Source organism: Mobilicoccus massiliensis (genome assembly GCF_000826525.2).
Classification (GTDB): domain Bacteria; phylum Actinomycetota; class Actinomycetes; order Actinomycetales; family Dermatophilaceae; genus Mobilicoccus; species Mobilicoccus massiliensis.
In genome coordinates this window covers 238,020-261,726 of sequence record NZ_LN651328.1, presented here as the reverse complement: position 1 = coordinate 261,726, position 23,707 = coordinate 238,020, and the positions used below count along the sequence as shown (strand labels likewise).

21 protein-coding genes and 1 tRNA gene are annotated in these 23,707 nt (G+C 70.5%); 13 read left to right on the top strand and 9 right to left on the bottom strand.

Features of this window, described 5'->3' with window-relative positions; translation table 11 throughout:
• From BN1197_RS07260 to BN1197_RS07250, 3 genes are all read left to right on the top strand, one after another.
• Positions 1 to 789 (top strand): flagellar hook capping FlgD N-terminal domain-containing protein, encoded by a 789-nt coding sequence (locus BN1197_RS07260; protein WP_040157705.1) that lies wholly within the window; start codon positions 1 to 3, stop codon positions 787 to 789.
• Positions 790 to 828: 39 nt separating this feature from the next.
• Positions 829 to 1,632, top strand: coding sequence for a flagellar hook-basal body complex protein (locus BN1197_RS07255; protein ID WP_040157703.1), 804 nt, complete (start codon positions 829 to 831; stop codon positions 1,630 to 1,632).
• A gap of 163 nt (positions 1,633 to 1,795) precedes the next feature.
• Positions 1,796 to 2,599, top strand: a complete 804-nt coding sequence (locus tag BN1197_RS07250; protein WP_040157701.1) for a flagellar hook-basal body protein — start codon at positions 1,796 to 1,798, stop codon at positions 2,597 to 2,599.
• Between the two features lie 637 nt (positions 2,600 to 3,236).
• On the opposite strand, the gene BN1197_RS07245 is transcribed toward BN1197_RS07250, so the two are convergent.
• The 4 genes from BN1197_RS07245 to BN1197_RS07230 all read right to left on the bottom strand — a co-directional run bounded on the left by BN1197_RS07245 (position 3,237) and on the right by BN1197_RS07230 (position 8,555).
• Positions 3,237 to 4,766, bottom strand: a complete 1,530-nt coding sequence (locus BN1197_RS07245; RefSeq protein WP_141397241.1) for a methyl-accepting chemotaxis protein — start codon at positions 4,764 to 4,766, stop codon at positions 3,237 to 3,239.
• A 309-nt stretch (positions 4,767 to 5,075) separates the two neighbouring features.
• Positions 5,076 to 5,152, bottom strand: a tRNA-Pro gene (locus tag BN1197_RS07240).
• Between the two features lie 105 nt (positions 5,153 to 5,257).
• Entirely contained in the window at positions 5,258 to 6,184 is a 927-nt protein-coding gene (locus BN1197_RS07235) for a metallophosphoesterase (RefSeq protein WP_040157697.1), read from the bottom strand.
• 85 nt (positions 6,185 to 6,269) lie between these two features.
• Positions 6,270 to 8,555, bottom strand: coding sequence for a penicillin-binding protein (locus BN1197_RS07230; RefSeq protein ID WP_040157695.1), 2,286 nt, complete (start codon positions 8,553 to 8,555; stop codon positions 6,270 to 6,272).
• Positions 8,556 to 8,853: 298 nt separating this feature from the next.
• Between BN1197_RS07230 and BN1197_RS07225 the strand changes: the two genes are divergently transcribed.
• Positions 8,854 to 9,171, top strand: a complete 318-nt coding sequence (locus BN1197_RS07225) for a WhiB family transcriptional regulator (protein WP_052466171.1) — start codon at positions 8,854 to 8,856, stop codon at positions 9,169 to 9,171.
• Positions 9,172 to 9,408: 237 nt separating this feature from the next.
• Here the strand turns inward: BN1197_RS07225 and bagB are convergent, their stop codons facing one another.
• On the bottom strand, positions 9,409 to 10,692 hold the full coding sequence (gene bagB / locus BN1197_RS07220; protein WP_082043708.1) for an ArsA family ATPase: 1,284 nt from the start codon (positions 10,690 to 10,692) through the stop codon (positions 9,409 to 9,411).
• Positions 10,689 to 11,753, bottom strand: coding sequence for an ATPase BagA (gene bagA, locus BN1197_RS07215; protein ID WP_052466169.1), 1,065 nt, complete (start codon positions 11,751 to 11,753; stop codon positions 10,689 to 10,691). The genes bagB and bagA overlap by 4 nt, the downstream gene beginning before the upstream one ends.
• A gap of 230 nt (positions 11,754 to 11,983) precedes the next feature.
• Here bagA and BN1197_RS17300 point away from each other — a divergent pair, with 230 nt between their 5' ends.
• From BN1197_RS17300 to BN1197_RS07195, 4 genes are all read left to right on the top strand, one after another.
• Positions 11,984 to 12,139: a DUF4177 domain-containing protein gene (locus BN1197_RS17300; protein WP_095999870.1), complete on the top strand. Its 156-nt coding sequence runs from the start codon at positions 11,984 to 11,986 to the stop codon at positions 12,137 to 12,139.
• A gap of 85 nt (positions 12,140 to 12,224) precedes the next feature.
• Positions 12,225 to 12,704, top strand: coding sequence for a RidA family protein (locus BN1197_RS07205; RefSeq protein ID WP_040157693.1), 480 nt, complete (start codon positions 12,225 to 12,227; stop codon positions 12,702 to 12,704).
• 101 nt (positions 12,705 to 12,805) lie between these two features.
• Entirely contained in the window at positions 12,806 to 13,792 is a 987-nt protein-coding gene (locus tag BN1197_RS07200; protein ID WP_096807370.1) for an NUDIX hydrolase, read from the top strand.
• The gene (locus tag BN1197_RS07195) at positions 13,789 to 14,601 is read left to right on the top strand and encodes an MBL fold metallo-hydrolase (RefSeq protein WP_040157691.1); all 813 of its coding nucleotides are present in this window, start codon (positions 13,789 to 13,791) and stop codon (positions 14,599 to 14,601) included. Before BN1197_RS07200 ends, BN1197_RS07195 begins: the two co-directional genes overlap by 4 nt.
• A gap of 47 nt (positions 14,602 to 14,648) precedes the next feature.
• On the opposite strand, the gene BN1197_RS07190 is transcribed toward BN1197_RS07195, so the two are convergent.
• Positions 14,649 to 15,326, bottom strand: coding sequence for a Crp/Fnr family transcriptional regulator (locus BN1197_RS07190; RefSeq protein WP_040157689.1), 678 nt, complete (start codon positions 15,324 to 15,326; stop codon positions 14,649 to 14,651).
• A 107-nt stretch (positions 15,327 to 15,433) separates the two neighbouring features.
• Between BN1197_RS07190 and nth the strand changes: the two genes are divergently transcribed.
• From nth to BN1197_RS07175, 3 genes are all read left to right on the top strand, one after another.
• Complete coding sequence (gene nth / locus BN1197_RS07185) at positions 15,434 to 16,177, top strand: endonuclease III (RefSeq protein ID WP_261795896.1); 744 nt, start codon at positions 15,434 to 15,436, stop codon at positions 16,175 to 16,177.
• A complete protein-coding gene (locus tag BN1197_RS07180) occupies positions 16,174 to 16,920 on the top strand; it encodes an NUDIX hydrolase (RefSeq protein ID WP_095999869.1) in 747 nt (248 codons plus the stop codon). Before nth ends, BN1197_RS07180 begins: the two co-directional genes overlap by 4 nt.
• Positions 16,921 to 17,036: 116 nt before the next feature.
• Positions 17,037 to 18,248 carry a MarP family serine protease gene (locus tag BN1197_RS07175; protein WP_052466165.1) on the top strand — a complete coding sequence of 404 codons (1,212 nt, stop codon included), beginning with the start codon at positions 17,037 to 17,039 and terminating at the stop codon, positions 18,246 to 18,248.
• 103 nt (positions 18,249 to 18,351) lie between these two features.
• Here the strand turns inward: BN1197_RS07175 and BN1197_RS07170 are convergent, their stop codons facing one another.
• Entirely contained in the window at positions 18,352 to 18,936 is a 585-nt protein-coding gene (locus tag BN1197_RS07170) for a phage holin family protein (RefSeq protein ID WP_082043707.1), read from the bottom strand.
• 221 nt (positions 18,937 to 19,157) lie between these two features.
• On the opposite strand from BN1197_RS07170, the gene BN1197_RS07165 reads away from it, so the two are divergent.
• Positions 19,158 to 19,982, top strand: coding sequence for a glycerophosphodiester phosphodiesterase family protein (locus BN1197_RS07165; protein ID WP_040157688.1), 825 nt, complete (start codon positions 19,158 to 19,160; stop codon positions 19,980 to 19,982).
• A gap of 136 nt (positions 19,983 to 20,118) precedes the next feature.
• The gene (locus BN1197_RS07160) at positions 20,119 to 22,371 is read left to right on the top strand and encodes a 6-phosphofructokinase (RefSeq protein WP_040157686.1); all 2,253 of its coding nucleotides are present in this window, start codon (positions 20,119 to 20,121) and stop codon (positions 22,369 to 22,371) included.
• Between the two features lie 515 nt (positions 22,372 to 22,886).
• Here the strand turns inward: BN1197_RS07160 and BN1197_RS07155 are convergent.
• Positions 22,887 to 23,690: a crotonase/enoyl-CoA hydratase family protein gene (locus tag BN1197_RS07155; protein ID WP_040158083.1), complete on the bottom strand. Its 804-nt coding sequence runs from the start codon at positions 23,688 to 23,690 to the stop codon at positions 22,887 to 22,889.
• Positions 23,691 to 23,707 lie beyond the last annotated feature (17 nt).

The window sequence follows — 23,707 nt, the reverse complement described above, 5'->3', positions numbered from 1 at the left end:
ATGACCACCCCCGTAGGCGCAACAGGAACGACGTCCACCCCGGCCCCGACGCCGACCGTCACGATCACCCAGCCCGACGGCACGAAGTTCGAGATCCCGCAGTCGATGGCCGTCTGGGACCCGGCGACCAAGACGTGGAAGTCGAACACGACGCCCGAGGCCACCCAGCAGGCCCAGCAGATCAACCGCAAGTACGGCATGGCGCTCGACGCCGACGACTTCATGAAGCTGCTCGTCGCCCAGATGCGATTCCAGGACCCGAGCAAGCCGGCCGACACGACCGCGATGATGCAGCAGACCGCGTCGATGGCGATGCTCGAGCGCGTCAACGAGCTGTCGAGCAACGCCGAGGCCATGTCGAACGCGGTCAAGGACCTCACCAACAGCAACGATCAGCTCATGGCCTACTACGCCGGCCAGGCCGTCGAACAGCGAATGTCCACGGCTGTCGGCATGATCGGCGCGAACATCACCTACGCCGACCCGGCCGATGCGTCCAAGACGCTCGATGGCCGGGTGGAATCGGTCAAGTTCTCCACCGCCGGGCCGATTCTTGTCGTGAACGGCAAGGACGTGCCGCTCGGTGCGGTCCAGTCGGTGAAGTCACCTGCCACGGCACCGACCGGCACGACCGACGCCCCGTCGACCACCGACGGCACCACGGGCTCTGCTCCCTCCACCGGAGCCACCACGGACACGACCGGTGCACCCACCGGAAACACGGCCACGGACGGCACCACGGGGACCACCCCCACCGACAACACCGGCAGCACCGGTACCCCTGCGTAACACACCTCGGGGCCACACCCGAGAAGGAGGAATCAGCTCATGATCCGTTCCATGTGGTCGGCCGTCTCCGGTCTTCGCAACCACCAGATCTACCTCGACGTCACCGGTAACAACATCGCGAACGTCAACACCCACGGCTACAAGTCGACCCGCGCGGTCTTCGAGGACAGCCTGTCGCAGGTCGTGCGGAACGCGGCCGCCCCCGACGGCGGCAACGGCGTCGGTGGTATGAACCCGACCCAGATCGGTCTCGGCGTGCGCCTCGGGCAGATCTCCGGCGACTTCAAGCAGGGTGGTCTGCAGGTCACCAACGTCCCCACGGACATGGCCATCCAGGGTGACGGGTTCTTCCAGATCAAGAAGGGCGTCGACACCTTCTACACCCGCAACGGCGCGTTCAGCCTCGACAAGGCCGGCGACCTCGTCACCGGCGACGGCAGCTACGTGCTCGACGTCGAGGGCGAACCCATCAACATCAGTTCCGAGACGTACACGTCGTGGCAGGTCGCGCCCAACGGCGTCATCACCGGCTTCAATGCCGACAACCCGCAAGGCACGACGATCGCCACACTCGGCATCGCCAAGTTCAACAACCCGAACGGCCTCGAGCGCGTCGGCGGCACGATGTTCAAGGAGACCCTGAACTCCGGTGACGCGATCGTCGACCAGCCCACGGCCCAGGGCCTCGGCCTCGTCACCCAGGGCACGCTCGAGATGAGCAACGTCGACCTCGCCGGCGAGTTCACCAACCTGATCATGGCCCAGCGTGGCTTCCAGGCGAACTCCAAGGTCGTCACGGCCTCCGACGAGGTCCTGCAGGACCTCATCAACATGAAGCGCTGATCCGGCTGACCCTCGTCCATCCGGACAGCCGGTCGATCAGACCCAGGGTCGACGTTGCCACGTCGACCCACCGGCCGCGATCCGCGGCCTGCGACCGGCGCACTCGTTTCGGGTGCGCCGGTCGTGTGCAGTCACTACCTGCCGTCAGAAAAGAGCCCACCGCATGTTCCGTGCCGCCGATTCCGCGATCTCCGGTCTGCGTCAGCACCAGATCTTCATCGACGTCACCGGCAACAACATCGCGAACGTCAACACCGACGGCTACAAGCTCGACCGGGCGATGTTCGAGGACACCCTCAACGAGATCGCGCGCGCCAACAACATGGCACCGCCGCAGCCCAACGGGGCGATCAACCCCGCGATGCTCGGCCTGGGCGTGGCGACCCGCAACATCTACGGGGAGTTCCATCAGGGCTCGTTCCTCACGACGAACAAGCCGACCGATGTCGCGATCGGCGGGTCGGGCTACTTCGTGCTGCAGGGCGGCGGTGAGACGACCTACACCCGCAACGGCAACTTCTCCCTCGACGCGCAGGGTGTGCTGCGGGCCGGCAACGGCAAGGCGGTGCTCGGCGTCGACAACCAGCCGATCCGCGTTCCCACCCCGGCTGCGACCCCGTCGAACTTCGCCATCGACCAACGCGGTCGAGTCGTCGCGCAGGACGCGCAGGGGCGTGAGGTCGTGCTCGGCACGATTCAGATCGCGCGGTTCCAGAACGACGCGGGCCTGTTCCGCATCGGCAGCACCGAGTTCCGTCCGACGGAGGCCTCGGGCGCTCCCATCGCAGGCGCCGCCGGGACCGGCGGTCGTGGCAGCGTCTACGCGGGTGTCGTCGAGGCCAGCAACGTCGACCTCGGTCGAGAGCTGACGAACCTCATCATGGCCCAGCGCGGCTTCGCGGCGAACTCCAAGGTCCTCTCGACGATGGACGAGCTCGCCGACTCCGTGAACCAGATCCGCCGCTGATCCGCACGCCCGGCGCTCTCGATCCCGAGAGCCGGCGAGGCACACCGGCGGCGCTCCGACGCAACACGGAAGATGGGATGGCAGCAGTGATGGGGTGATCACCCCACCACCGCTGCCATCCCATCTTCCATCTCGGACGCACGCGGCCACCGGCCTCATCGGCTGTGTCTCCGGCCCGTCGGGACCAGGGGTGGCGAGCCGGCCCACCTGGCGACCGAGAGCGGCGAGTCGGCCCACGCGCGACCGGGGGCGGCGAGCCGGCGCACGTGTGGCCGGGGGTGGCGAGCCGGCCCACGTGTGGCCGGGGGTGGCGAGCCGGCCCACGTGTGGCCGGGGGTGGCGAGCCGGCTCGTGCGGTGACGTCGCCCCGCACCACCCCCAGCCGAACGTGGCGCAACCCAGCTGAGACAGGCGCTTTCACCCCCGCTGGCCGGGGGTGGCGAGCCGGCCCACGTGTGGCCGGGGGTGGCGAGCCGGCTCGTGCGGTGACGTCGCCCCGCACCACCCCCAGCCGAACGTGGCGCAACCCAGCTGAGACAGGCGCTTTCACCCGCGCGAAGCCCGGGTGAAAGCGCCTGTCTCAGCGTCGTCGAGGACCGCGGCGGCCGTCGTTCGCCGGCGGCCGCCGTCGTCCGGCTCAGGACACGTCGGAGTACCGGAACCGGACGACGGCCGCGGCGAGGTCGCGGGCCGTGGCCTGGAGGCGGTGGGCCTCGTCGGTCGATGCGGCCGAGCGGACCGAGACCTCGCGACAGGCGTGCGCGAGCTGCTCGACACCCTGTGAGAGGTGGTCGGTCTCACCGGCCGCGCTCGAGACGCTCCGGCCCATCTCGTTCGTCGTCGCGGTCTGTTCCTCGACGGCGGAGGCGATCGTCGACTGCGAGTCGTTGATCTGCGCGATGATCACACTGATCTGCGAGATTGCGGTGACGGCGGCCTCCGTGTCGAGTTGGATGGCCTCGACGCGACGAGCGATGTCCTCGGTGGCCTTGGAGGTCTCCTGGGCGAGGTCCTTGACCTCGTTCGCGACGACGGCGAAGCCCTTGCCGGCCTCACCGGCGCGCGCGGCCTCGATGGTCGCGTTGAGGGCGAGCAGGTTGGTCTGCTCGGCGATGCTCGTGATCGCCTTGACGACCTCTCCGATCTCGGCCGAGCTCGTGCCGAGCTGGGCCACGGTCGAGTTCGTGTGCGCAGCGACCTCGACCGCCGAGGCCGCGACACCGGCGGCATCGTTGGCCGAGCGCGAGATCTCGCGGATGCTCGCCGTCATCTCCTCGGTCCCCGCGGCGACGGTCTGCAGGTCACGCGACGCCTGCTGCGCCCCCGACGTCGACCGTTCGGTGACCGCTCGCAGCTCGTCGGCGAGATCCGACACCTGCGCCGCCGTGGTCAACGTCTCCTCGGCCATGGTCTCGAGGGAGCGGGCGTGACCGGCGGTCGCGCGCATCGCCGCCTCGAGCTCGGTGCAGGAGTTGTTGAACGTGTGGGCCATGTGGCCGAACTCGTCGTCGGAGCGGACCTCCACGCGCGCGGTCAGATCACCGGCGGCGATCGCCTCCAGGCCCTCGACCTGATCGGCGATGGCACGGGTGAACCGGCGCGTGAGGCGAAGGGCGAGAAGGACGGCGACCACCAGGGAGACGGCGGCCAGGGCCAGCACGAGGATGCGACCGGTCTGCACCGCGGATGCGAACTCCCCACCGCGGGTCATCTCGGACGCAGCCTTGTCGATGGTCGCGGTCAGCTCCTTCTCGTACGCCTTCCTCAGGTCGCGGTTCGGGCCGAGTGCGGCCTTGACCGCCGCGTCCTTGTCGGTGTCGTACTGCACGAACTCGGCTCGCACCGCGGTCGCCCACGCGTTGATCGACTCGTGGACCTTGCGAGCCGATTCCTGCTCCTGGTCGGGGGCGAGTTGCTCGGCGGCCGAGAGGTCGGTGTCGATCTCCGCGAGTTGCTTGTCCACCGAGTCGCGGAACTTCTTGTCGCCCGTGAGCAGGTAGCCACGCTCGTCGTTCGCAGCGGCCTTGGCGGCGATCGCCACCTTCTCCAGACCGATCGTGTACGGCACCGTGCGCCCCATCTCCTCGGACCGGGTCGTGGAGAGACTCCCGATCTGGACGAAGGCGACGACACCGATGAGTAGGCCCAAGGCGGCGACGCAGAGCATGGTCGCCAGGAGTCGGAAGCGAACGGAGCGGGCTGAGCGAGCGAACACTGGTGTCTCCAGATGATGAGAAGTGACAACCGGTCGAACGGGTTTCGCCGACCGTGGCCAGGCGTCTCATCGGAGGAAGTGTGCTGGTCCTAAGCCCGAAGCGTGAATTCTTGGACGCTCGTACGGCTGTTTATGGCCGACATCACACAGGCCGGGTTGCATTGGGGGCTCGGAGGTTGCGATTGCACCCCGTGCCTAGGGGGATTCTGGGCCGGTATGCCGAAGGGCTCCTGACCGGACAGGTCAGGAGCCCTTCGATTGTGGTCGGGGTGACAGGATTTGAACCTGCGGCCTCTTCGTCCCGAACGAAGCGCGCTACCAAGCTGCGCCACACCCCGAAGCCCGGCGGTGTTCCGCGTGGGCGACCGCCCCACCTTAGCCGACCGTCGACCCGTTCGCCGAATCGGCAGCACCGCTCCGACGGCGTCGGGCGCCCGGCCGGTTCAGGCGCGAGGAGTGAGCGTGAGAAGCGTCGCCTCGGGGCGGCAGGCGAACCGGATCGGAGCGTACGGCGACGTTCCGAGCCCGGCCGAGACGTGCATCCAGGCCGCGTCCGTCGGTGCCTCGTTCGAGGGGATGCCGTTGGCACCCGGCCACCAGCGCGACAGGCCCTTGACCCGGCCGGTGTCGAGGTCGCAATTGGTCACGAGCGCGCCGTAGAACGGCACCGCGAGCTGGCCGCCGTGGGTGTGGCCGGCGATGACGAGGCCCGCCCCGTCGGCCGTCATCGCGTCGAGCACCCGCGTGTACGGCGCGTGGACGATGCCGACCGTGAGATCGGCCGTCGGATCGGCCGGGCCGGCGACCTCGTCGTACCGGTCGTACTCCAGGTGCGGGTCGTCGACGCCGACGAGCTCGAGGTCGAGACCCTTGACGGCCATGCGCCCACGCGTGTTCGTCAGATCGCTCCACCCGGAGTCGACGAGCTCGCCCACGAGGACGTCGGTGGGCAGTCGCGGCGTGCGCGGCTTGGCTTTCTTGCGCAGCAGGTAATCGGCCGGGTTCTTGCGCCCCGGCGCGAAGTAGTCGTTCGACCCCAGCACGAACGCACCGGGCAGCCCCCGAAACGGCGCAAGGGCGTCGATGAGCGGAGTGATCGACTCCGGGTGCGCGATGTTGTCGCCCGTGTTGACGACCGCGTCGGGCTCCAGCTCGGCCAGCGCCGAGATCCACGCGAGCTTGCGCCGCTGCGTCGGCATGAGGTGGATGTCGGAGAGGTGGAGCACATCGACCGGTTCACTGCCCCGCGGCAGCACCGGCACGACGAACCGGCGCAACGTGAACGCGTTGCGTTCGATGAGCGAGCCGTAGGCGAGCGCACCGGCGCCGGCGAGCCCGGTGGCGAGGACGGCCTTCGTGAGCGTGTGCATCGCGCCCAGTCTTCCAGATACGCGAACGGCCCCGTCGACGCCGACGGGGCCGAACGCATTCATGGCGCTGGGGGGTGTGCGCGGGTCAGTCGGGACGCCCACCCCGGGAGAGCGTGATGGTCACCGTCGACCCCGCGTCGACCTCCTTGCCACCCTCCGGGGAGGACTCGGCGACGCTGCCCGGTGCGACGTCTCCGGAGTTCACCCGGTTGTCGTCGACCGAGACCTCGAAACCGGCCTCCTCGAGGATGCGCGTCGCGGACTCCTCGCTGCGCCCGACGACGTTGGGCACCGAGACGGTCTCGTCGTTCTTCTCGGCCTCGGCGGGAGTGTCGCTCTTGATGAGGCGGAACTGCTCGGTCTTCATGCCCTTGCTCGCCTCGGTCATGATCTGGCGCCACAGCGGAGCGGCGACCGTGCCGCCGTAGGCGTGCACCGAACGCTGTTCGTACGGGGTGCCGTACCAGACGACCGCCGCGAGCTGCGGGGTGTAGCCGGCGAACCACGTCTGGTTGCTGTTGTCGGAGGTACCGGTCTTGCCCGCGGCCGGGCGCCCCATCGCCGCCTTGGTGCCGGTGCCGCCCTTCTGGAGCACTCCGGTGAGGATGCGCGTCGTGTCGTAGGCGACCTTGGGGTCGATGGCTCGCCGGCACTTGTTCTGGCCGATGGGCAACTCGGTGCCGTCGAACGCGATGACGCTCTCGACCGGACGCGGCTCGCAGTACATCCCACCCGAGGCGAGCGTGGCGTAGGACGACGCCAGCGTGAGCGGGGACGCGTTGTCGGCTCCCAGCACCGTGGCCGCGATACCACCCGCGCCGTACTCCTTGCCGTCGGCGCGGTGCATGCCCATGCGCTTCATCGTGTCGCGCTCGTTGCAGACGCCCACCATGGTGGCGAGCTGGGCGAAGGCCGTGTTGATCGACTTGACCGTCGCCTCGCGCAGCGTCGTCATGCCGTGCTCCTCGCCCTCGGCGTTGTAGGGAGCGAAGTACCGGTCGACGATGCCGCACTTCTCACCTCCGAACCTCGAGCCGGAGATGCGCGTGCCGTCGGTTGGGGCGTAGAACGAGCTGTTCGCGGTCATGCCCTGCTCGAGTGCGGTGACGACGCCGAACACCTTGACCGTGGAACCGATCTGGAACCCACCGGACGCGCCGTACTTCTGATCGACGGCCCAGTTGACACTCGTCTTTCCGCGGCCTCCCACCAGATCCCACGACGTGTTCTGGCCGATGGCGAGCACCCGGCCGGTGCCCGGCTCGACGACGGCCGCGGCCGTGCCTCGCTTGGCGCTGTTCGTGGGGGAGATCCGCCGGGCGAGGATCTCGTTGGTGCGCTTGGTCAGGCCCGGGTCGAACGTCGTCTGCACGTTGAGGCCGCCGTAGTAGAGACGCTTCTCGCGCTCCTTCACGGTGTCACCGAGCGCGGGCTGGTCGAGCAGCCAGTTGACGACGTAGTAGCAGACGTAGGGATTGGTGGCCGCCGGGCACGACGGTTTGAGTGGCTGCACCTTGAGCCCGAGCGGAGACTCCTGGGCCTGGTTCATGCGCCGGGTGCTGATGTAGCCCTGCTCCTGCATGGCCTTGAGCACGGTGTTACGGCGCTCGATCGCGCGCTTGGGGCTGTTGATCGGGTCGGCGACACCGGGGTTCTGCGCCAGGCCGGCGATCATCGCGGCCTGCGGCAACGTGAGCTCGGCCGCCGTGGTGTCGTAGTAACGACGCGCCGCCGCTTCGACCCCGTAGGCCTGGGCGCCGTAGTACACGATGTTGAGGTAGCCCTCGAGGATCTGCTCCTTGTTGCGGCGCTGCTCCATGGAGATGGCGTACTTCATCTCCTGGATCTTGCGCACGTAACCGGGGATTCCGCTGCGCGCCTGCGCGGCCTGCGCGGCCTTCTCGTTGCCGTTCTGTCGCGCGGTCGCGATGAGCAACTGCCGCACGTACTGCTGCGTGAGCGTCGACGCACCCTCCTTGCCCCCGCCCCGCAGGCCGGTGGCGACGGCGCGCAGGATGCCGCGCCCGTCGACGCCGCCGTGCTCGTAGAAGCGCCTGTCCTCGATGGCCACCTGGGCGTTCTGCATGTCCTTCGAGATGTCCTCGATGGGCACGACCAGCCGGTTCTCCTGGTACAGCGTGGCGATGACCGAGCCGTCACGCGCCAGGATGCGCGACTGCTGGGCCATCGGTGAGGAGGTGAACTGCGCGGGCAGCGCGTCGAAGGCGGTGATGACCGACTTGGTGGCGCTGCCGCCGAGACCCGCGATGGGCATGAAGATGCCCGCGATCAGCAGCCCGAGCACGGTCGATGCCGCGACGAAGGCCCCGAAAAGTCCCGCGACCGCAGTCGCCCCCTGACGCCGTTCCATGGGTTCAGCGTAGACGCCGTCTCCGACAACCCCCGTCACCTGCGCAGTCGACGATGGGCCTGCACCGCGGTCGTGCAAGCGAACTCGACCCGCCACAGGTAGCCATTACGGACGAAACGACCGATTCGGGACGTCAGGACTAGTTCTTTCGCACTACGCCGAACCATCCCGACGGGGGATCGAAAGTTCGGCCGACCGTTCTTAACGTTAGGAGCACAGATGACTGATCACGGGCCGGTACCGGCCGATCAGGAACGTGCAATCTGCAGACCGTGGGTCGCCGACGCAAGGACGAACAATGACGATCTCATCAACGCCGATGCGGCGTCGTCAGTCTGAGTGGGTGGAGGACTGGACTCCACTCGCCAGGTGCCGCACCTCCGAACCCGACGAGCTGTTCGTGCAGGGGGCGGCACAGCAACAGGCGAAGCGCGTCTGTCTGAAGTGCCCGGTGGTCGCCGAATGCCTGGCCGATGCGCTCGACCACCGTGCGGAGTTCGGCGTCTGGGGCGGCATGACCGAGCGTGAGCGTCGCGCGATCCTGCGTCGCCACCCGAGTGTGACGTCGTGGAAGGACCTCTTCCAGCGGGCCCGCTCCGCCGAACAGGCCGGCTGACCGCCTTCGCCGATTCCGGCGCCCGAGCGTCGCAACCCGAGTGTGACGTCGTGGAAGGACCTCTTCCAGCGGGCCCGCTCCGCCGAACAGGCCGGCTGACCGCCTTCGCCGATTCCGGCGCCCGAACTTCTCACCTCGGCTCAGGCCCGGCCCCCCCACCCGTGGCTTCGCCACAGGGTGGGCGTTGCGTGTGCCCGCGATCTCGTCGCGCGACTCGTGCGGGGCGACGTGGCCTGCTCAGGCCTCCGAGACCACCTGTTCTGCCGTCCGTTCTGCCGTCCGTTCTGCCGTCCGTTCTGCCAGGGCCGCCCCGATGCGACGCAGGTCGTCGAGGTCGTGGACGTCGGTGGCGGCGGTGGGCACCTCGGCGAACCGAACCCGCGGATGCCGGGCGGCGAAGTCGCGCACGAGCCGGTTGTGCCGCCTGGCCTCGGCCGCGATCTCGGCGTGCACCTCGAGCAGCTCGGCGGTCGTGATCGCCTCGGGATCCTCGCCGGCCTCGGCACGCACGGTCTCGGCCGCCGAGTACGCGCCCTCGGCCGAGACGGCGTCGGTGCGCGCACGGCGTACGCGGTTGACGACGACCCCCGCGAGCGGCATCCCGTCGGCGTCGAGGCGGTCGATGAAGTAACCGGCCTCGCGCAGCGCGTCGCGTTCGGGCGCGGCGACGACGAGGAACGCCGTCTCGGGTTGCCGCAGTAGGGCGTAGGTGTGGTCGGCACGTTCGCGGAATCCGCCGAACATCGTGTCGAGGGCAGCGACGAGCCCGCGGACGTCGTCGAGCGTCGTCGCGCCGAGCAGCTTGGACAGCACTCCCGAGGCCATGCCGATGCCCGCGCCCATGACCTTGGTGTAGGCGCGGCCTCCGGCCTTGGCCGGGGCGAGCAACACGCGGATGAACCGGCCGTCGAGGAACGACCCCAAGCGAGAGGGTGCGTCGAGGAAGTCGAGGGCCGACCGCGACGGCGGGGTGTCGACGACGACGAGATCCCACCGGGGCCGTCCGTCGTCGCCGCGCAGACCGCGGAGCTGCCCGAGCTTCTCCATCGCCATGTACTCCTGCGTGCCCGCGAACGAGCTGGAGAGCGCCTCGTAGAACGGGTTGGCGAGGATCTGTTCGGCCTTCTCGGGGGTGGCGTGCGCCTGCACCACCTCGTCGAAGGTGCGTTTCATGTCGAGCATCATCGCGTCGAGGCTGCCTCCGGCGGTGCTGTCGATGCCGGGGACCTCGCGCGGGATGTTGTCGAGTTCGGTGAGCCCGAGCGACTGCGCGAGGCGGCGGGCGGGGTCGATCGTCAACACGGCGACCCGACGCCCCTGCTCGGCGGCGCGCACGGCGAGCGCGGCGGCCGTCGTCGTCTTGCCCACCCCACCGGAGCCGCAGCACACGACGATGTGGATCTTCGGATCGGCGATGACCGTGTCGGCATCGAGCGACAACGGGGCCGAGAGTTGCGCGGTAGGCCGGCCGGCGGGCCGGGCGCCGGGACGCCGGGCGGCGCCGGGGGTGGGGGCGTTCACGACCAGTCTCCCTGCTCTGCGAGGTGTTGGGCGAGCACGCGGATGCCGCCGGGATCACCGCTGTCGCCGACGCGGGGCAGGACGTAGAGCGGCGCGTCGAGGCCGGCGAGAGTGACCAGATGCTCGTCCTCCAGCGCGAGACGGGCCGCGTGATCGCGGGCCTCGTCGACGAGCGCCGTGACGACCTGCGGCGACCCGTCGAGTCCCGCGGCGGCGAGGTCGGCGCCGATCGCGGCGAGGACACCAGGGGAGTCGAGCTCCGCCAGACGCTCCAGCGTGGCCTCGGAGAGCAACTCGTCGCGGGCCTGGTTGACGACGATGGCGCCGAGGGGGACGCGGATGCGGGCGAGTTCGGCCACGGCGTCGACGGTCTCCTGCACGGGCATGTCCTCGAGGATCGTCGTGAGATGCACGGCGCAGGCCTCGGAACGCAGGAGGCGGGTGACCGAATCGGCCTGGCTGCGGATGGGGCCGACCTTGGCGAGCTCGGCCACCTCCTCGTTGACGTTGAGGAAATGACCGACACGGCCCGTGGGAGGCGCGTCGAGCACGACGGCGTCGTAGACCCACGCAGACGTGCCCGCAGCCGTGCCGGACGCGCTCCGGCCGTGTTCGGCGCGGCGCCGCACCGCCTCGTAGACCTTGCCGATGAGCAGCACGTCGCGCACGCCCGGCGCGATGGTCGTGGCGAAGTCGACGGCTCCCATCCGTTCGAGCACCGATCCCGCACGCCCGAGCCGGTAGTACATGTCGAGGTATTCGAGCAACGCGGCCTTGGCGTCGACGGCGAGTCCCCAGATCTCGCCACCGCCCGAGACCTTCAGGACGAGCCGCTCGTCGTCGGCGAGCGGCGGCACGTCGAACGCCTGGCTGATGCCCTGGCGTCCTTCGACCTCGACGAGCAGGACCTTGCGACCGAGGCTGGCGAGGGTGAGGGCGAGAGCGCTCGCGACGGTCGTCTTGCCCGTGCCGCCCTTGCCCGTGACGACGTGCAATCGGACGCCGGGCCAATCGGGTCGCGCACCCGTGTCGTCGACGGGGAGCTCGGAGGTGTCGGCCATGCCACCACTTTAGGGACGGGCCGTCGGGCCCGCTCTGCGCGCGGTCGCGGCCTGCGCACCAGGCTCTCTGTTCGGCGACCCGGCAGGGGTCGCGCTCGGTGGTGCGTCCCCGATCTCAGGCGTGCCGGGGGTGTACCGGCGCATGACGAGGGGAGGCGAGCGGTGACGAGGGATGACGAGGTGTGGCGAGGGCCGGGCGGGCTGTCGGTGGGACCGCCTATTGTCGGGGCATGACCACGTGGGAAGACGTCACCGTTCCGTTGATCGTCCACAACACCAAGGCGATCCTCGACAACTGGGGCTCCGACGGCTGGGAGCTCGTCCAGGTCGTCGTCATGCCCGAGGGCAACCTCGTCGCCTACCTCAAGCGTCCGCTGCAGTCCTGACCCGGGCGCGACGCCGCGTCGCGTTCCCCGGGCTCACAGAGCCGTGTCACCGAGACGCCGAGCGGCGTCAGCGAGGAGAAACATCGTGAGCAACGTCGAAGATCGTCTGGCCGAGCTGGGACTCACCGTTCCCGAGGTCGTGCCGCCCGTCGCCGCCTACGTGCCCGCCCAGCGCGACGGCCGCCGCATCTACACCTCGGGGCAGTTGCCCATGCAGAACGGTCAGATGCTCGCCACCGGCAAGGTCGGCGAGGGTGAGGGGCTCGTCACGCCGCAGCAGGCGAAGGACCTCGCGCAGGTGTGCGCGCTCAACGCGATCGCCGCCGTGAAGAGCGTCGTCGGTGACCTAGATCGGGTCGCCCAGGTGGTCAAGGTCGTCGGCTACGTGGCGAGCGACCCCGCGTTCACCGGCCAGCCCGGTGTCGTCAACGGGGCCAGCGACCTCCTCGGTGCCGCGTTCGGCGACGCAGGCGTGCACGCGCGCAGCGCCGTGGGTGTCACCGCCCTTCCTCTCGACGCGCCCGTCGAGGTCGAGATCCTCGTCGCCCTCGCCGAGGACGACTGACCGACCCGCGACGTTGCGGTGTGCGCCGAGTGCCCGAGGGCGTTCGTGAGGCGTTGTCAGACACAGCGTGCTGAGGCATTGCGAGGAGAGGTGAGCGTGACGTGAGCGCGCCCGAGTCCCCACGGATCCCGGTGCGGGTCCGCCACTTCGACGTGCCCGTGGACCTGGTGACGCTCGCCGGTGACGGTGACGGTGACGGCGGGGAGAAGGAGCGAGGGCACGAGGTGGTGTCTGCTCGACCGGCCGCGACGGTCATGGTCGTGCGAGATGCGGCCGGCGCCCGGGGCGCGGCATCGACGGGGCACGCTTCGCAGGCAGAGGCCGGGACCGAGACCGGGGCCTCGGGTGAGGTCGAGGTCTTCATGCTTCGGCGCCGCTCGTCGATGGCGTTCGCGCCCAACCGCATGGTGTTTCCCGGTGGGGGAGTCGACGCGCGCGACGCCGACGACCACCTCCCATGGGCGGGCCCGTCGCCGCGACAGTGGGCGGCCTGGCTCGGCACGTCCGACGAGGCCGAGGCGCGTGAGCTCGTCGTCGCGGCCGCCCGCGAGGTGTTCGAGGAATGCGGGGTGCTGCTGGCCGGGCCCGACGCCGAGACGCTCGTCGGCGACGTGTCGAGCGAGCAGTGGCACGCCGAGCGTGACCGGTTGCTGTCTCGCGAGCAGTCGTTCGCCGAGCTGCTCATCCGGCGTGAGTTCGTGCTGCGCACCGACCTGTTGCGACCCTGGGCGCACTGGGTCACGCCGGAGTTCGAACGCCGCCGCTACGACACGAGGTTCTTCGCGGCGCGTCTGCCCGAAGGACAGACGCCCGACGACCGCACCACCGAGGCCGCCGCCGCCGACTGGGTGCGTCCGAGGACGTTGCTCGCCGAGTTCGAGGCCGGTCGCGCGCAGCTGCTGCCGCCCACCGTCGTCTGTCTGGAACAGGTCGCGGCGGCGCGGGACGCGCGGGAGTTCCTCGGCTCGGCGCCGCCGATGCTGCGCGTCATGCCGGTGCTCGAGAGCGACGACGCGGGCCGTTCGCGGCTGCGCGTGGAGTTGCCGGCCCACCGCGGAGGCCCGAGCCCGTCAGGAGATCATCCATGAGTGCGACCCCTCCCACCCCACCGGTCGAGCCGGGCACCTGGACCGGAGGAGAGGGCTCGGCACACGTTCGCGCCGTGCTCGCTCCCAACCCCTCGCCGATGACGCTGGAGGGCACGAACACCTGGGTCATCGGTGACGCGGGCGCATCGTCGTGCGTCGTCGTCGACCCCGGGCCGCCCGACGAGGGCCACCTCGCCGCGATCGAGGAGGTCGTCGACGGTCGGCGGGTCGAGGCCGTGCTGCTGACCCACCGGCATCCCGACCACTCCGAGGGTGCCGGAGTGTTCGCCGAGCGCGTCCGCAGCCGGGTGCGGGCCGAGGGGCCCGGTGCCGACGACCTCACGGACGGCGATGTGATCGTCGCCGGCGACCTCGAGATCGGTGTCCTCGCCACCCCGGGGCACACGCGCGACTCGGTGTGCTTCTACGTGGGTGCCGACGACGCCCTGCTCACCGGCGACACGGTGCTCGGATGGGGGACGACGATGGTCGCCTGGCCCGACGGCAGGCTCGACGACTATCTCGCCTCCCTCGACCGGCTCGCCGGGCTCACGGGCAGCGGGCGGGTGCGACGCTTCCTGCCCGGGCACGGCGCGTACCTGCCCGACGCCGACGCCTCGGTGCACTTCTACCTCGATCATCGGCGGGAACGCCTCGACCAGGTACGTCAGGCCGTCGAAGGCGGAGCCACCGACGTGCAGTCGGTGCTCGAGGTGGTCTACGCCGACGTGCCGCGAGAGTTGTGGCCGGCGGCCTCCCGCAGCGTCGAGGCGCAGTTGCACCACCTGCGTGGTACCGAGAGGTCCTGAACCCGGGCCATGCGCCGGCGTCGCGTGAGGACCGGCCGGCGCGAACGTCAGCGGCTGCGGCGGCGCAGGCGGTCGACGTCGAGCAGCACGACGGCGCGCGCCTCGAGGCGCAGCCAGCCGCGGGTGGCGAAGTCGGCGAGAGCCTTGTTGACGGTCTCGCGGGAGGCGCCGACGAGTTGGGCGAGTTCCTCCTGCGTGAGGTCGTGGGCGACGAGCACACCCTCGTCGACGGGACGGCCGAAGCGCTCGGAGAGATCGAGCAGCGCCTTGGCCACGCGGCCGGGCACGTCGGTGAAGACGAGGTCGGCGAGGGAGTCGTTGGTGCGACGCAGACGCCGCGCCAACGCCGCGAGCAGGCTCTGCGCCACGGGCGGGCGCGCGAGGAGGAACTGCTGCAGGGCCTCGTTGCCCAGACCGATGAGGTGGGTCTCGGCGACCGCCGTGGCGGTTGCGTTGCGCGGGCCGGGGTCGAACACCGAGAGCTCGCCGAACATCTCGCCCGGGCCGAGGATCGCGACGAGGTTCTCACGGCCGTCGGCGCTCGAGCGGCCCAGCTTCACCTTGCCGGACTGGATGACGTACAGACGGTCTCCCTGCTCGCCCTCCCGAAAGAGGACCTCGCCACGGCCTAGACGGCTCGTGGACATCGTGGCCTGCAGCGCCGACACGTCGGCATCGTCCAGGGCCGCGAACAGGGGGGCTTTGCGTACGACGTCGTTCTCCACGGGTCCAGTGTGCCAGAGGTCACTAGGCGCGATCTCGCGTCGAGGCCCGGTCCTACGCTGGGTGCGTGAGCACCGGCCCGATCATTCCGGACGAGACCGCACCGCATGTGCGGTCAGGATCCACCGCGGTGCGAGCGCGTACCGAGACGCCGCTCGCGCTCAAGCGACGTGCGCGACGCATGTACCGGGTTCTGCACAAACGTTATCCGGACGCCCATTGCGAGCTCGACTTCACCTCTCCGCTCGAGTTGCTCGTCGCGACGGTGCTCTCGGCGCAGTCGACCGACGTCGGGGTGAACAAGGTGACCCCGCGTCTGTTCACGCGGTATCCGGACGCGGCCGCCTACGCCGGCGCCGACCGGGAGGAGCTGGAGACGATCATCCGGCCGACCGGGTTCTTTCGTGCCAAGGCGACCTCGCTCATCGGGATCGGTGCCGCGCTCGTCGAGCGGCACGGCGGCGAGGTCCCCGACTCGTTGACCGAACTCGTCGCCCTGCCGGGGGTGGGACGCAAGACGGCCAACGTCGTGCTCGGCAACGCCTTCGGTGTTCCGGGCATCACCGTCGACACCCACTTCGGGCGCGTCGCGCGGCGGATGGGGTGGACCGACGAGGAGGATCCCGTGCGCGTCGAGCACGCCGTGGGCGCCCTCATCCCGAAGAGGGAGTGGACGATGCTCTCCCACGTGCTGATCTTTCACGGCCGGCGCACGTGTCACTCCCGTCGCCCGGCCTGCGGTGCGTGCCCCGTCGCGCGCTGGTGCCCGTCGTACGGCATCGGCGTCACCGACCCCCAGACGGCGGAGAAGCTCGTCAAGGACCTGCCTGCCGACGATCGGGCGTCGTCGTGATCGCCCGCCCGCCGTGGCTCGACCGAGTGGCCGCGGAGTCCGAGCGCGCGCCCGCGGGATTCTTCGACCGCCACCGACCGGCGGGGCGCGGTGACCGTGCGAGCGCGGTGCTCATGCTCGTCGGACCGAACCGCGAGCGCGCGGGAGACCAGATCGTCGTCCTCACCGAGCGGGCGGCCGGGCTGCGCTCGCACGCCGGTCAGGTCGCGTTTCCCGGTGGCCGCGTCGATCCGGCCGACGGTGGCCCGGTCGCGGCGGCGCTGCGCGAGGCGGGAGAAGAGGTCGCTCTCGATGCCGCCGGGGTCGACATCGTGACGACGTTCCCGGCCGTTCACGTGCCGGTCTCGAACTCGGCGGTGACCCCGGTGCTCGGCTGGTGGCAGCGCCCCGCAGCGGTGCGGGTCAACTCCCCGGCCGAGGTCGAGCGGGTCGTGCTCGCCTCCGTGGCCGAGCTCGCCGACCCCGCCAACCGCTTCACCGTGACCCACCCCGTCGGGTACACGGGTGTGGGTTTCGAGATCGAGGGTCTGTTCGTCTGGGGGTTCACCGCGGCCCTGCTCGACCGGTTGCTCGTCCTCGCCGGGCTCGAACGGCCCTGGGATCCCGCCGTCACCCGGGTGCTGCCCGACCGGGTCAGCGCCGGGCGAGCGCCGATGACGAGCGAACCTCCCCGCGATCCCGCCGCGATCGTCGCCGAGGAGGCGGACGAGGGCGGGCAGGGCCACGACCGTCCGGGGCGATGAGCGGCTGAGACGGGTCGACCGCATCGACGGCACCGTCCGCACCTGCCTCCGCGCGAGGCGGAACCGGCACGAGCAGCGGAACGTTGATCGGTCGAGGACCGACAGGACGAGCGGGGATGACGATGACCGACGCGGGGGTGAGCGTGCTCGCGCTCGACGTGTTCCTCGCCGCCGTCCTGCTCGCGTACGTCGCGGCCGGCCTCACGCGCGGGTTCGTGCAGATCGCGGGCGCGGTCGTCGGCTTCGCGCTCGGTGGCCTGCTCGGTCTGCGGTTCGCCCCCGACCTCGTCGCGCGCCTGCCGGACCGCCTCGACGGGCCACTGCTGCTCGCGGCGCTGGCCGCCGTCGTCGTCTTCGCCGCCCTCGTCGGCCAGGCGATCCTTTCGGGCCTGGCGCGGCGGCTGCCGCGGCGAGGTGCCGTCATCGGCCCGATCGACCGGCTGCTCGGCGGAGTCGTCTCGCTCGTGCTCGCGGCCGCCACGGTGTGGCTCGGTGCCGGTGCGTTGCGAGTCGCCCTGCCCGGAGACGTGTCGCGCACGATCGACGGCTCACGGGTGCTGCGGGCGATCGACGACGTCGCCCCGGTCGACCGCAACGAGGCTCTGCACCAGGTCACGGCCTTGTTCGCCCGGTACGAATTCCCCCGGGTCTTCGAACACGGCGGCGCAGAACCCGCGTTGCCGGCCGAGGCCGTCGACCCCGCCGTCGCCGACCACACGGCGGTGGCCCGGGCCGGTCGCTCGGTGGTGCGCATCGACGTGACCGCACCCGCCTGCGGACGCATGCAGGAGGGCAGCGGCTTCGTCGTCGCACCCGGGCTGATCGTGACCAACGCCCACGTGGTCAGCGGCGCCGAACACGTGAGCATCACCAAGGACCGGTTGCGAAGCACCGCCCGGGTCGTCGCGTTCGACGCGGGGCGCGACCTCGCGGTGCTCTCCGCCGAGACTGGGGATCTCTCGCCGATCCCGCTGGCGTCCTCACCCCTGCGCCGGGGCGCCGACGCGGCGGTGGCCGGCTACCCGCTCGGCGGGCCCTACACCGTCTCCGCGGCGCGGGTCGGTGCGCTCATCACCGCGCGCGGTCGCGACATCTACGACGATGCCTCCGTGAGCCGGCAGATCTACGGCCTGCGCGCCGACATCCACCCCGGCAACTCCGGCGGGCCCCTGCTCACGACCACCGGGGAGGTCGCCGGCGTGGTGTTCGCGCGCTCGCAGGACGAGGCCGACACGGCGTACGCGCTGCGGCTCGAGGAGGTCGCCCCCGTCCTCGCCACGGCACGTGCCGGGCATCAGGTTCCGGTCGGCGGCTGCACCGCCGCCTGACCGCTCGTGATTAGACCTGGGCCGGAACGAGACCCGACACGAGCCACGACATGACGAACGGCGCGCCCCGAAAGGGACGCGCCGTTCTCGTGCGGGTGCGGGGTCAGCGCTCGGTGACCTCGGTCGACCCGGATCCGCCGGTGCTCACCGTGCCCGCCGCGGCGATGTTGCCGGGCGTGGGAGCCGGACCGCTCAGGCCCGGACGGTCGGTGGCGCCGTGGGCGATGGGGTCGGCGACGCGGGTCGTGCGCGTGGTGTCTCCGGTCGCGCTGCGCTTGATCGTGTCGATGGAGCGCTGCGCCGAGTCGATCGTGCGCTCTGGCTTGCCCTTGATCTTGCTGAGGACGCCCTTGCCGACGAGCGCGAGGATGCCCGCGATGACGAAGAGCACGACGGTGACGATGAGGTAGGAGAGCCACAGCGCCAGACCGAGGGCGTGAAGGCCGAGGGCGATCGTGTGCAACAGGAATGTGAGGCCGAAGACGGCGAGCACGCCGGCGACCGCGAACATCGCGCCGCCCTTGACTCCCCGGGAGACATCGACGGAGATCTCGGCCTTGGCGAGCGCGATCTCGTCACGGATGATGCCGGACAGGTTCTCGGTGGCGTCCGCGACCAACCGCCCGATCGTCGGGTCGGAGGCCCGCGGCGCGGCCGGGTCCGGGGTGGGGGGCACTGCTGTGGACATCGGGAACCTCCTGTGCGGGCAAACGCCCTCGAACATGTCAACCCCGACCTTAGCGAGTCGAATGGGCACCGGCGAGGCCTGGTGCGACGGGGCGCGCCGGGTGGCGATCGCGAGTCGCGTGTGTGAGCGCGGAGTGGTGCGGCTGTGAAAGGTCGGTGAACTACCCGGCTGCGGGCCCGTACGTGTTCAAGGCGTGACGAGCGGTCGGCGACAGTGGAGACATGGGGTACGCCGACGCATCCGGGCCCATCGCGCTCGCCCACCGGGGAGGTGGCGGGCTGGCCCCCGAGAACACCCTCGCCGCCTTCGCTCTCACCACCGACCTCGGCTTTCGTTACCTCGAGAGCGATCTGCGGCTCACCGCCGACGGGCACCTCGTCTGCTTCCACGACGCCACCCTCGACCGAGTGACCGACGCTCGCGGGCCGCTCGCGGCGCGCACGCTGGCGGAGCTGCGACGCGTGCGGGTGTCTGGCCGCGAGACGATTCCCACCCTCGACGAGGCCCTCGAGGCGTTTCCCGACACGTGCTTCTCGGTCGACCTCAAGGACGAACGCGCGATCGGGCCGCTCGTCGCCACCCTCAAACGGCCCGGAGTGGCCGAACGGCTCTGCATCGCTGGTGCCTGGGACCGGTGGCTCGTCGACGTGCGTGAGGAGGTGCCGGGAGTCGCAACGACGCTCGGCTGGCGCTCCCTGACCGTGCTCATCGCGTGCGCACGCGCCGGCATCCGCCCGCCGCGCCACATCGCCACGGCCCCGTTCGCGCACGTGCCCGTGCGCCTCGGACGTCTGCGCATCCACGTCGAACGCGTCGTCGAGATGGCTCACGACCTCGGGGTACGGGTGGTCACGTGGACCGTCGACGACGCCGAGAGCATGCACCAACTGCTCGATCTCGGCGTCGACGCGGTCATCACCGACCGACCCGACGTGCTGCGCGCGGTCTTCGTGCGCCGTGACCTGTGGTCGCCGATGACCGGCGAGGACCGCCACGACGGTTCCGGTGATGCCCTCGACCCCCGCCTCGGGCCGGCCGCCCGCTGACGCCCGGCATGATGGGCAGCATCCGGCCCTGTTGCGGCCGGGCACGGGCGAGGTCGTCAGGTCGCGCCCGCGAAGGCCGAGTGGATGACGTGGCCGGGCGACGGCCCGCGGTCCAGCGACGTGAGGAGTGCGCGAGATGACCACCCGGATCGGAGTCCTCACCAGCGGTGGCGACGCCCAGGGCATGAACGCCGCCGTGCGGGCCGTGGTGCGCACCGGCATCCACCTCGGGGCCGAGGTCTACGCCATCCACGAAGGGTGGCAGGGGGCGGTCGACGGCGGCGCGGGTATCACCCCGATGAGTTGGGACGACGTGGGAAGCATCCTGCACCGCGGCGGCACGGTCATCGGCACCGCTCGCAGCAAGGACTTCCGCGAATGGGAGGGGCAGCGTCGCGCGGCGCGCCACCTGCTCGAACACGGCATCGACCGCCTCATCGTCATCGGCGGCGACGGCTCGTTGACCGGCACGGACGCGTTCCGCCGCAACTGGCCGCAGCTCGTGACCGAACTCGTCGAGCTCGGTGAGATCTCCCCCGAGACCGCCGCGGCCCATCCCGTGCTCATGATCGCCGGGCTCGTCGGCTCGATCGACAACGACCTCGTGGGCAGCGACATGACGATCGGCGCCGACACGGCCCTGCACCGCATCGTCGACGCGATCGACACCCTCGCGAGCACCGCCGCCAGCCACCAACGCAGCTTCGTCGTCGAGGTCATGGGCCGACACTGCGGCTATCTCCCGCTCATGGCCGCGATCGCTGGCGGCTGCGACTACGTCTTCGTGCCCGAGGACCCGCCCGCCGACGGGTGGGAGGACGAGGTCTGCGAGTTGCTGCGGGCTGGCCGGGCCGCGGGGCGTCGCGACAGCATCGTGCTCGTCGCCGAGGGCGCCCACGACCGGCACGGCACCCCGATCACCGCCGAGCAGGTCAAAGACCTTCTCGCCGAGCGTCTCGGCGAGGACACCCGGGTGACGATCCTCGGCCACGTGCAGCGGGGTGGCTCACCGAGCGCCTACGACCGTTGGATGAGCACCCTCCTCGGTTACGCCGCGGTGCAGGAAGTGCTCGACGCGACCCCCGAGAGCGTCCCGCACATCCTCGGCGTGCGACACAACCGGATCGCCCAGATCCCCCTCGTCGAGGCCGTCGAGAAGACCCGGGAGGTCGCGAGATTCGTCGACATCGGCGACTTCGAGTCGGCCGTTCTCGCCCGCGGGGCGAGCTTCGGCGAGATGCTCGACGTCTTCGAGCGCATGTCACGGCCACCGTCGCGGACCGAGCCCGTCGAACCGATGCCGCGAATCGGTGTCCTGCACGCCGGCGGCCTCGCGCCCGGCATGAACACCGCCGCGCGAGCCGCCGAACGCCTCGGGCTCACCCGCGGCATGAACATCGTCGGCGTCGACGGCGGGTTCCCGGGGCTGCTCGAGGGCAACGTCCGCGACCTCACGTGGGGAGACGTCGAGGGCTGGACGAACGAGGGCGGGGCCGAACTCGGCACACGACGCCGCATCCCGAGCGAGGACCAGTTCTACGCGCTCGGCCGGTCGATCGAGAAACTCGAACTCGACGCGCTGCTCGTCATCGGCGGATACAACGCCTACCTGGCCGTGCACCTCCTCAACGCCGAACGCGGGCGGTTCCCCGCCTTCGACCTGCCGATGATGCTCGTGCCCGCGAGTATCGACAACAACCTGCCGAGCTCCGAACTCTCGATCGGCGCCGACACGGCGCTCAACAGCGCCGTCACCGCCCTCGACGCGATCAAGATGTCGGCGAGCGCGGCGCGCCGGTGCTTCGTCGTCGAGACCATGGGCCGTCGATGCGGGTACCTCGCGCTCATGTCGGGAATCGCCTCCGGCGCCGAACGCGTCTACCTCCACGAGGAGGGCATCACCCTCGCCGGGCTCGAACGCGACGTCGCCACCATGCGGGAGGCGTTCCTCGACGGCAAGCGGCTCTACCTGGCCATTCGCAACGAACGGGCCAACGACCTCTACACCACCGACTTCCTCGCCCGCCTCTTCGAGGAGGAGGGGCACGAGCTGTTCGACGTGCGCCAGGCCGTGCTCGGCCACATCCAGCAGGGCGGATCCCCGACCCCGTTCGATCGCATCCTCGCGACGCGACTCGTCAAGCACGCCATCGACGGGCTCGCCGACCAGCTTGCCGACGGCGACACCCAGGCCCGTTCCGTCGGTCTCGTCGACGGCGTCGTCACCTATGCCCCGGTCGACCGGATGCTCGAGCACCTCGACGTCGAGAACCGCCGCCCCCTCCACCAGTGGTGGCTCGACCTGCGTCCCGCGCTCGCCGCCGTCGCCGAACGCGGCGCCGCCGCCACGGCAGAGGAGACTCCGGTCCCCGTCCTGCGCGCCGACTGACCCACGCGCACCCACCCGCACCCGCTCCCACCCGCCGGTATCAGCCGACATCAGCCGGCAACTCACGCGACTCGAAACCCCGCTCAAACAGGCCCTTTCACCCACGTCGGCCGCCGGGCTCCCGCTCGGACAGGCCCTTTCACCCGCGTCGGCCGCCGGGCTCCCGCTCAGACAGGCTCTTTCACCCGCATCGGCCATTGTGCTCCCGCTCGGACAGGCCCTTTCACCGCCCTCGTGTGGTGGAAAAGGCCTGTCCGAGCGTGCCGGGTGGGTGGAAAGGCCTGTTCGAGCGCGTCGGGTGGGCGGTCGCGGGCTTGAGCGGAAGGGGCCGGACTCGGACAGGCCCTTTCACCCGCGTCGGTCGTCGTCGGACCGCTCAGACAGGCCCTTTCACCCGCGTCGACCGTTGTGCTCCCGCTCGGACAGGCGCTTTCACCGCCGTCGTGGGGTAGAAAAGCCTGTTCGAGCGTGATGGGCTGCGGTCGTGTGGGTGAAAGGGCCTGTTCGAGCGGGGGTCAGTCGCCGGTGTATTCGCCCTCGCGCTTCTCGCGCATGGCGGTGAGGGCCTCCATGTGGTCGTCGGTGTGGTGGCCGAGGGGTTGGAGGGCCGCCGACAGCTCGAGCAGGGAGGTGAGGCTCGAGTGGCCGGACTCCCGCAGGAGTCGCTTGGTCATGCGGACCGCGCGCGGCGGGTTGACCGCGATGCGTCGTGCGAGGTCGAAAGCCGCGGGCAGCAACTCGTCGGGCTCCACGACGCGTGAGACGAGCCCCCACTCCAGGGCCGTCCGCGCGTCGACGCGGTCACCGGTGAGCGCCATCTCCGCGGCCCGGGCGGCGCCGACGACGCGGGGGAGGAACCACGCGCCACCGTCGCCGGGGATGATGCCGAGCTTGACGAAGCTCTCGGCGAAGAACGCGCGGCTCGACGCGATACGCAGGTCGCACATGAGCGTGAGGTCGCACCCCGCGCCGACCGCGGGACCGTTGACCGCGGCGATCACGGGCACGTCGCACTCGTACAACGCGCGGGGAATGCGTTGGATACCGTGGCGATACCCCTCGCGCATCTGCGCGGGCGAGCCGGCGAACATGCCCGACTTCTCCGCCATCGCAGTGACGTTGCCGCCGGCCGAGAAGGCCGACCCGGCACCGGTGAGCACGACGACCCGCACCTCGTCGTCGCGGTTGACCCGCTCCACGGATGCCACGATCGCGTCGATCATCTCGTCGTCGGAGATCGCGTTGCGGATGTCGGGCCGGTTGAGCGTCCACGTCTCGACGTGACCGTCGCGGGAGACGAGCACCGGTGGATCGCTCATGTCGACGCGCCCGACCT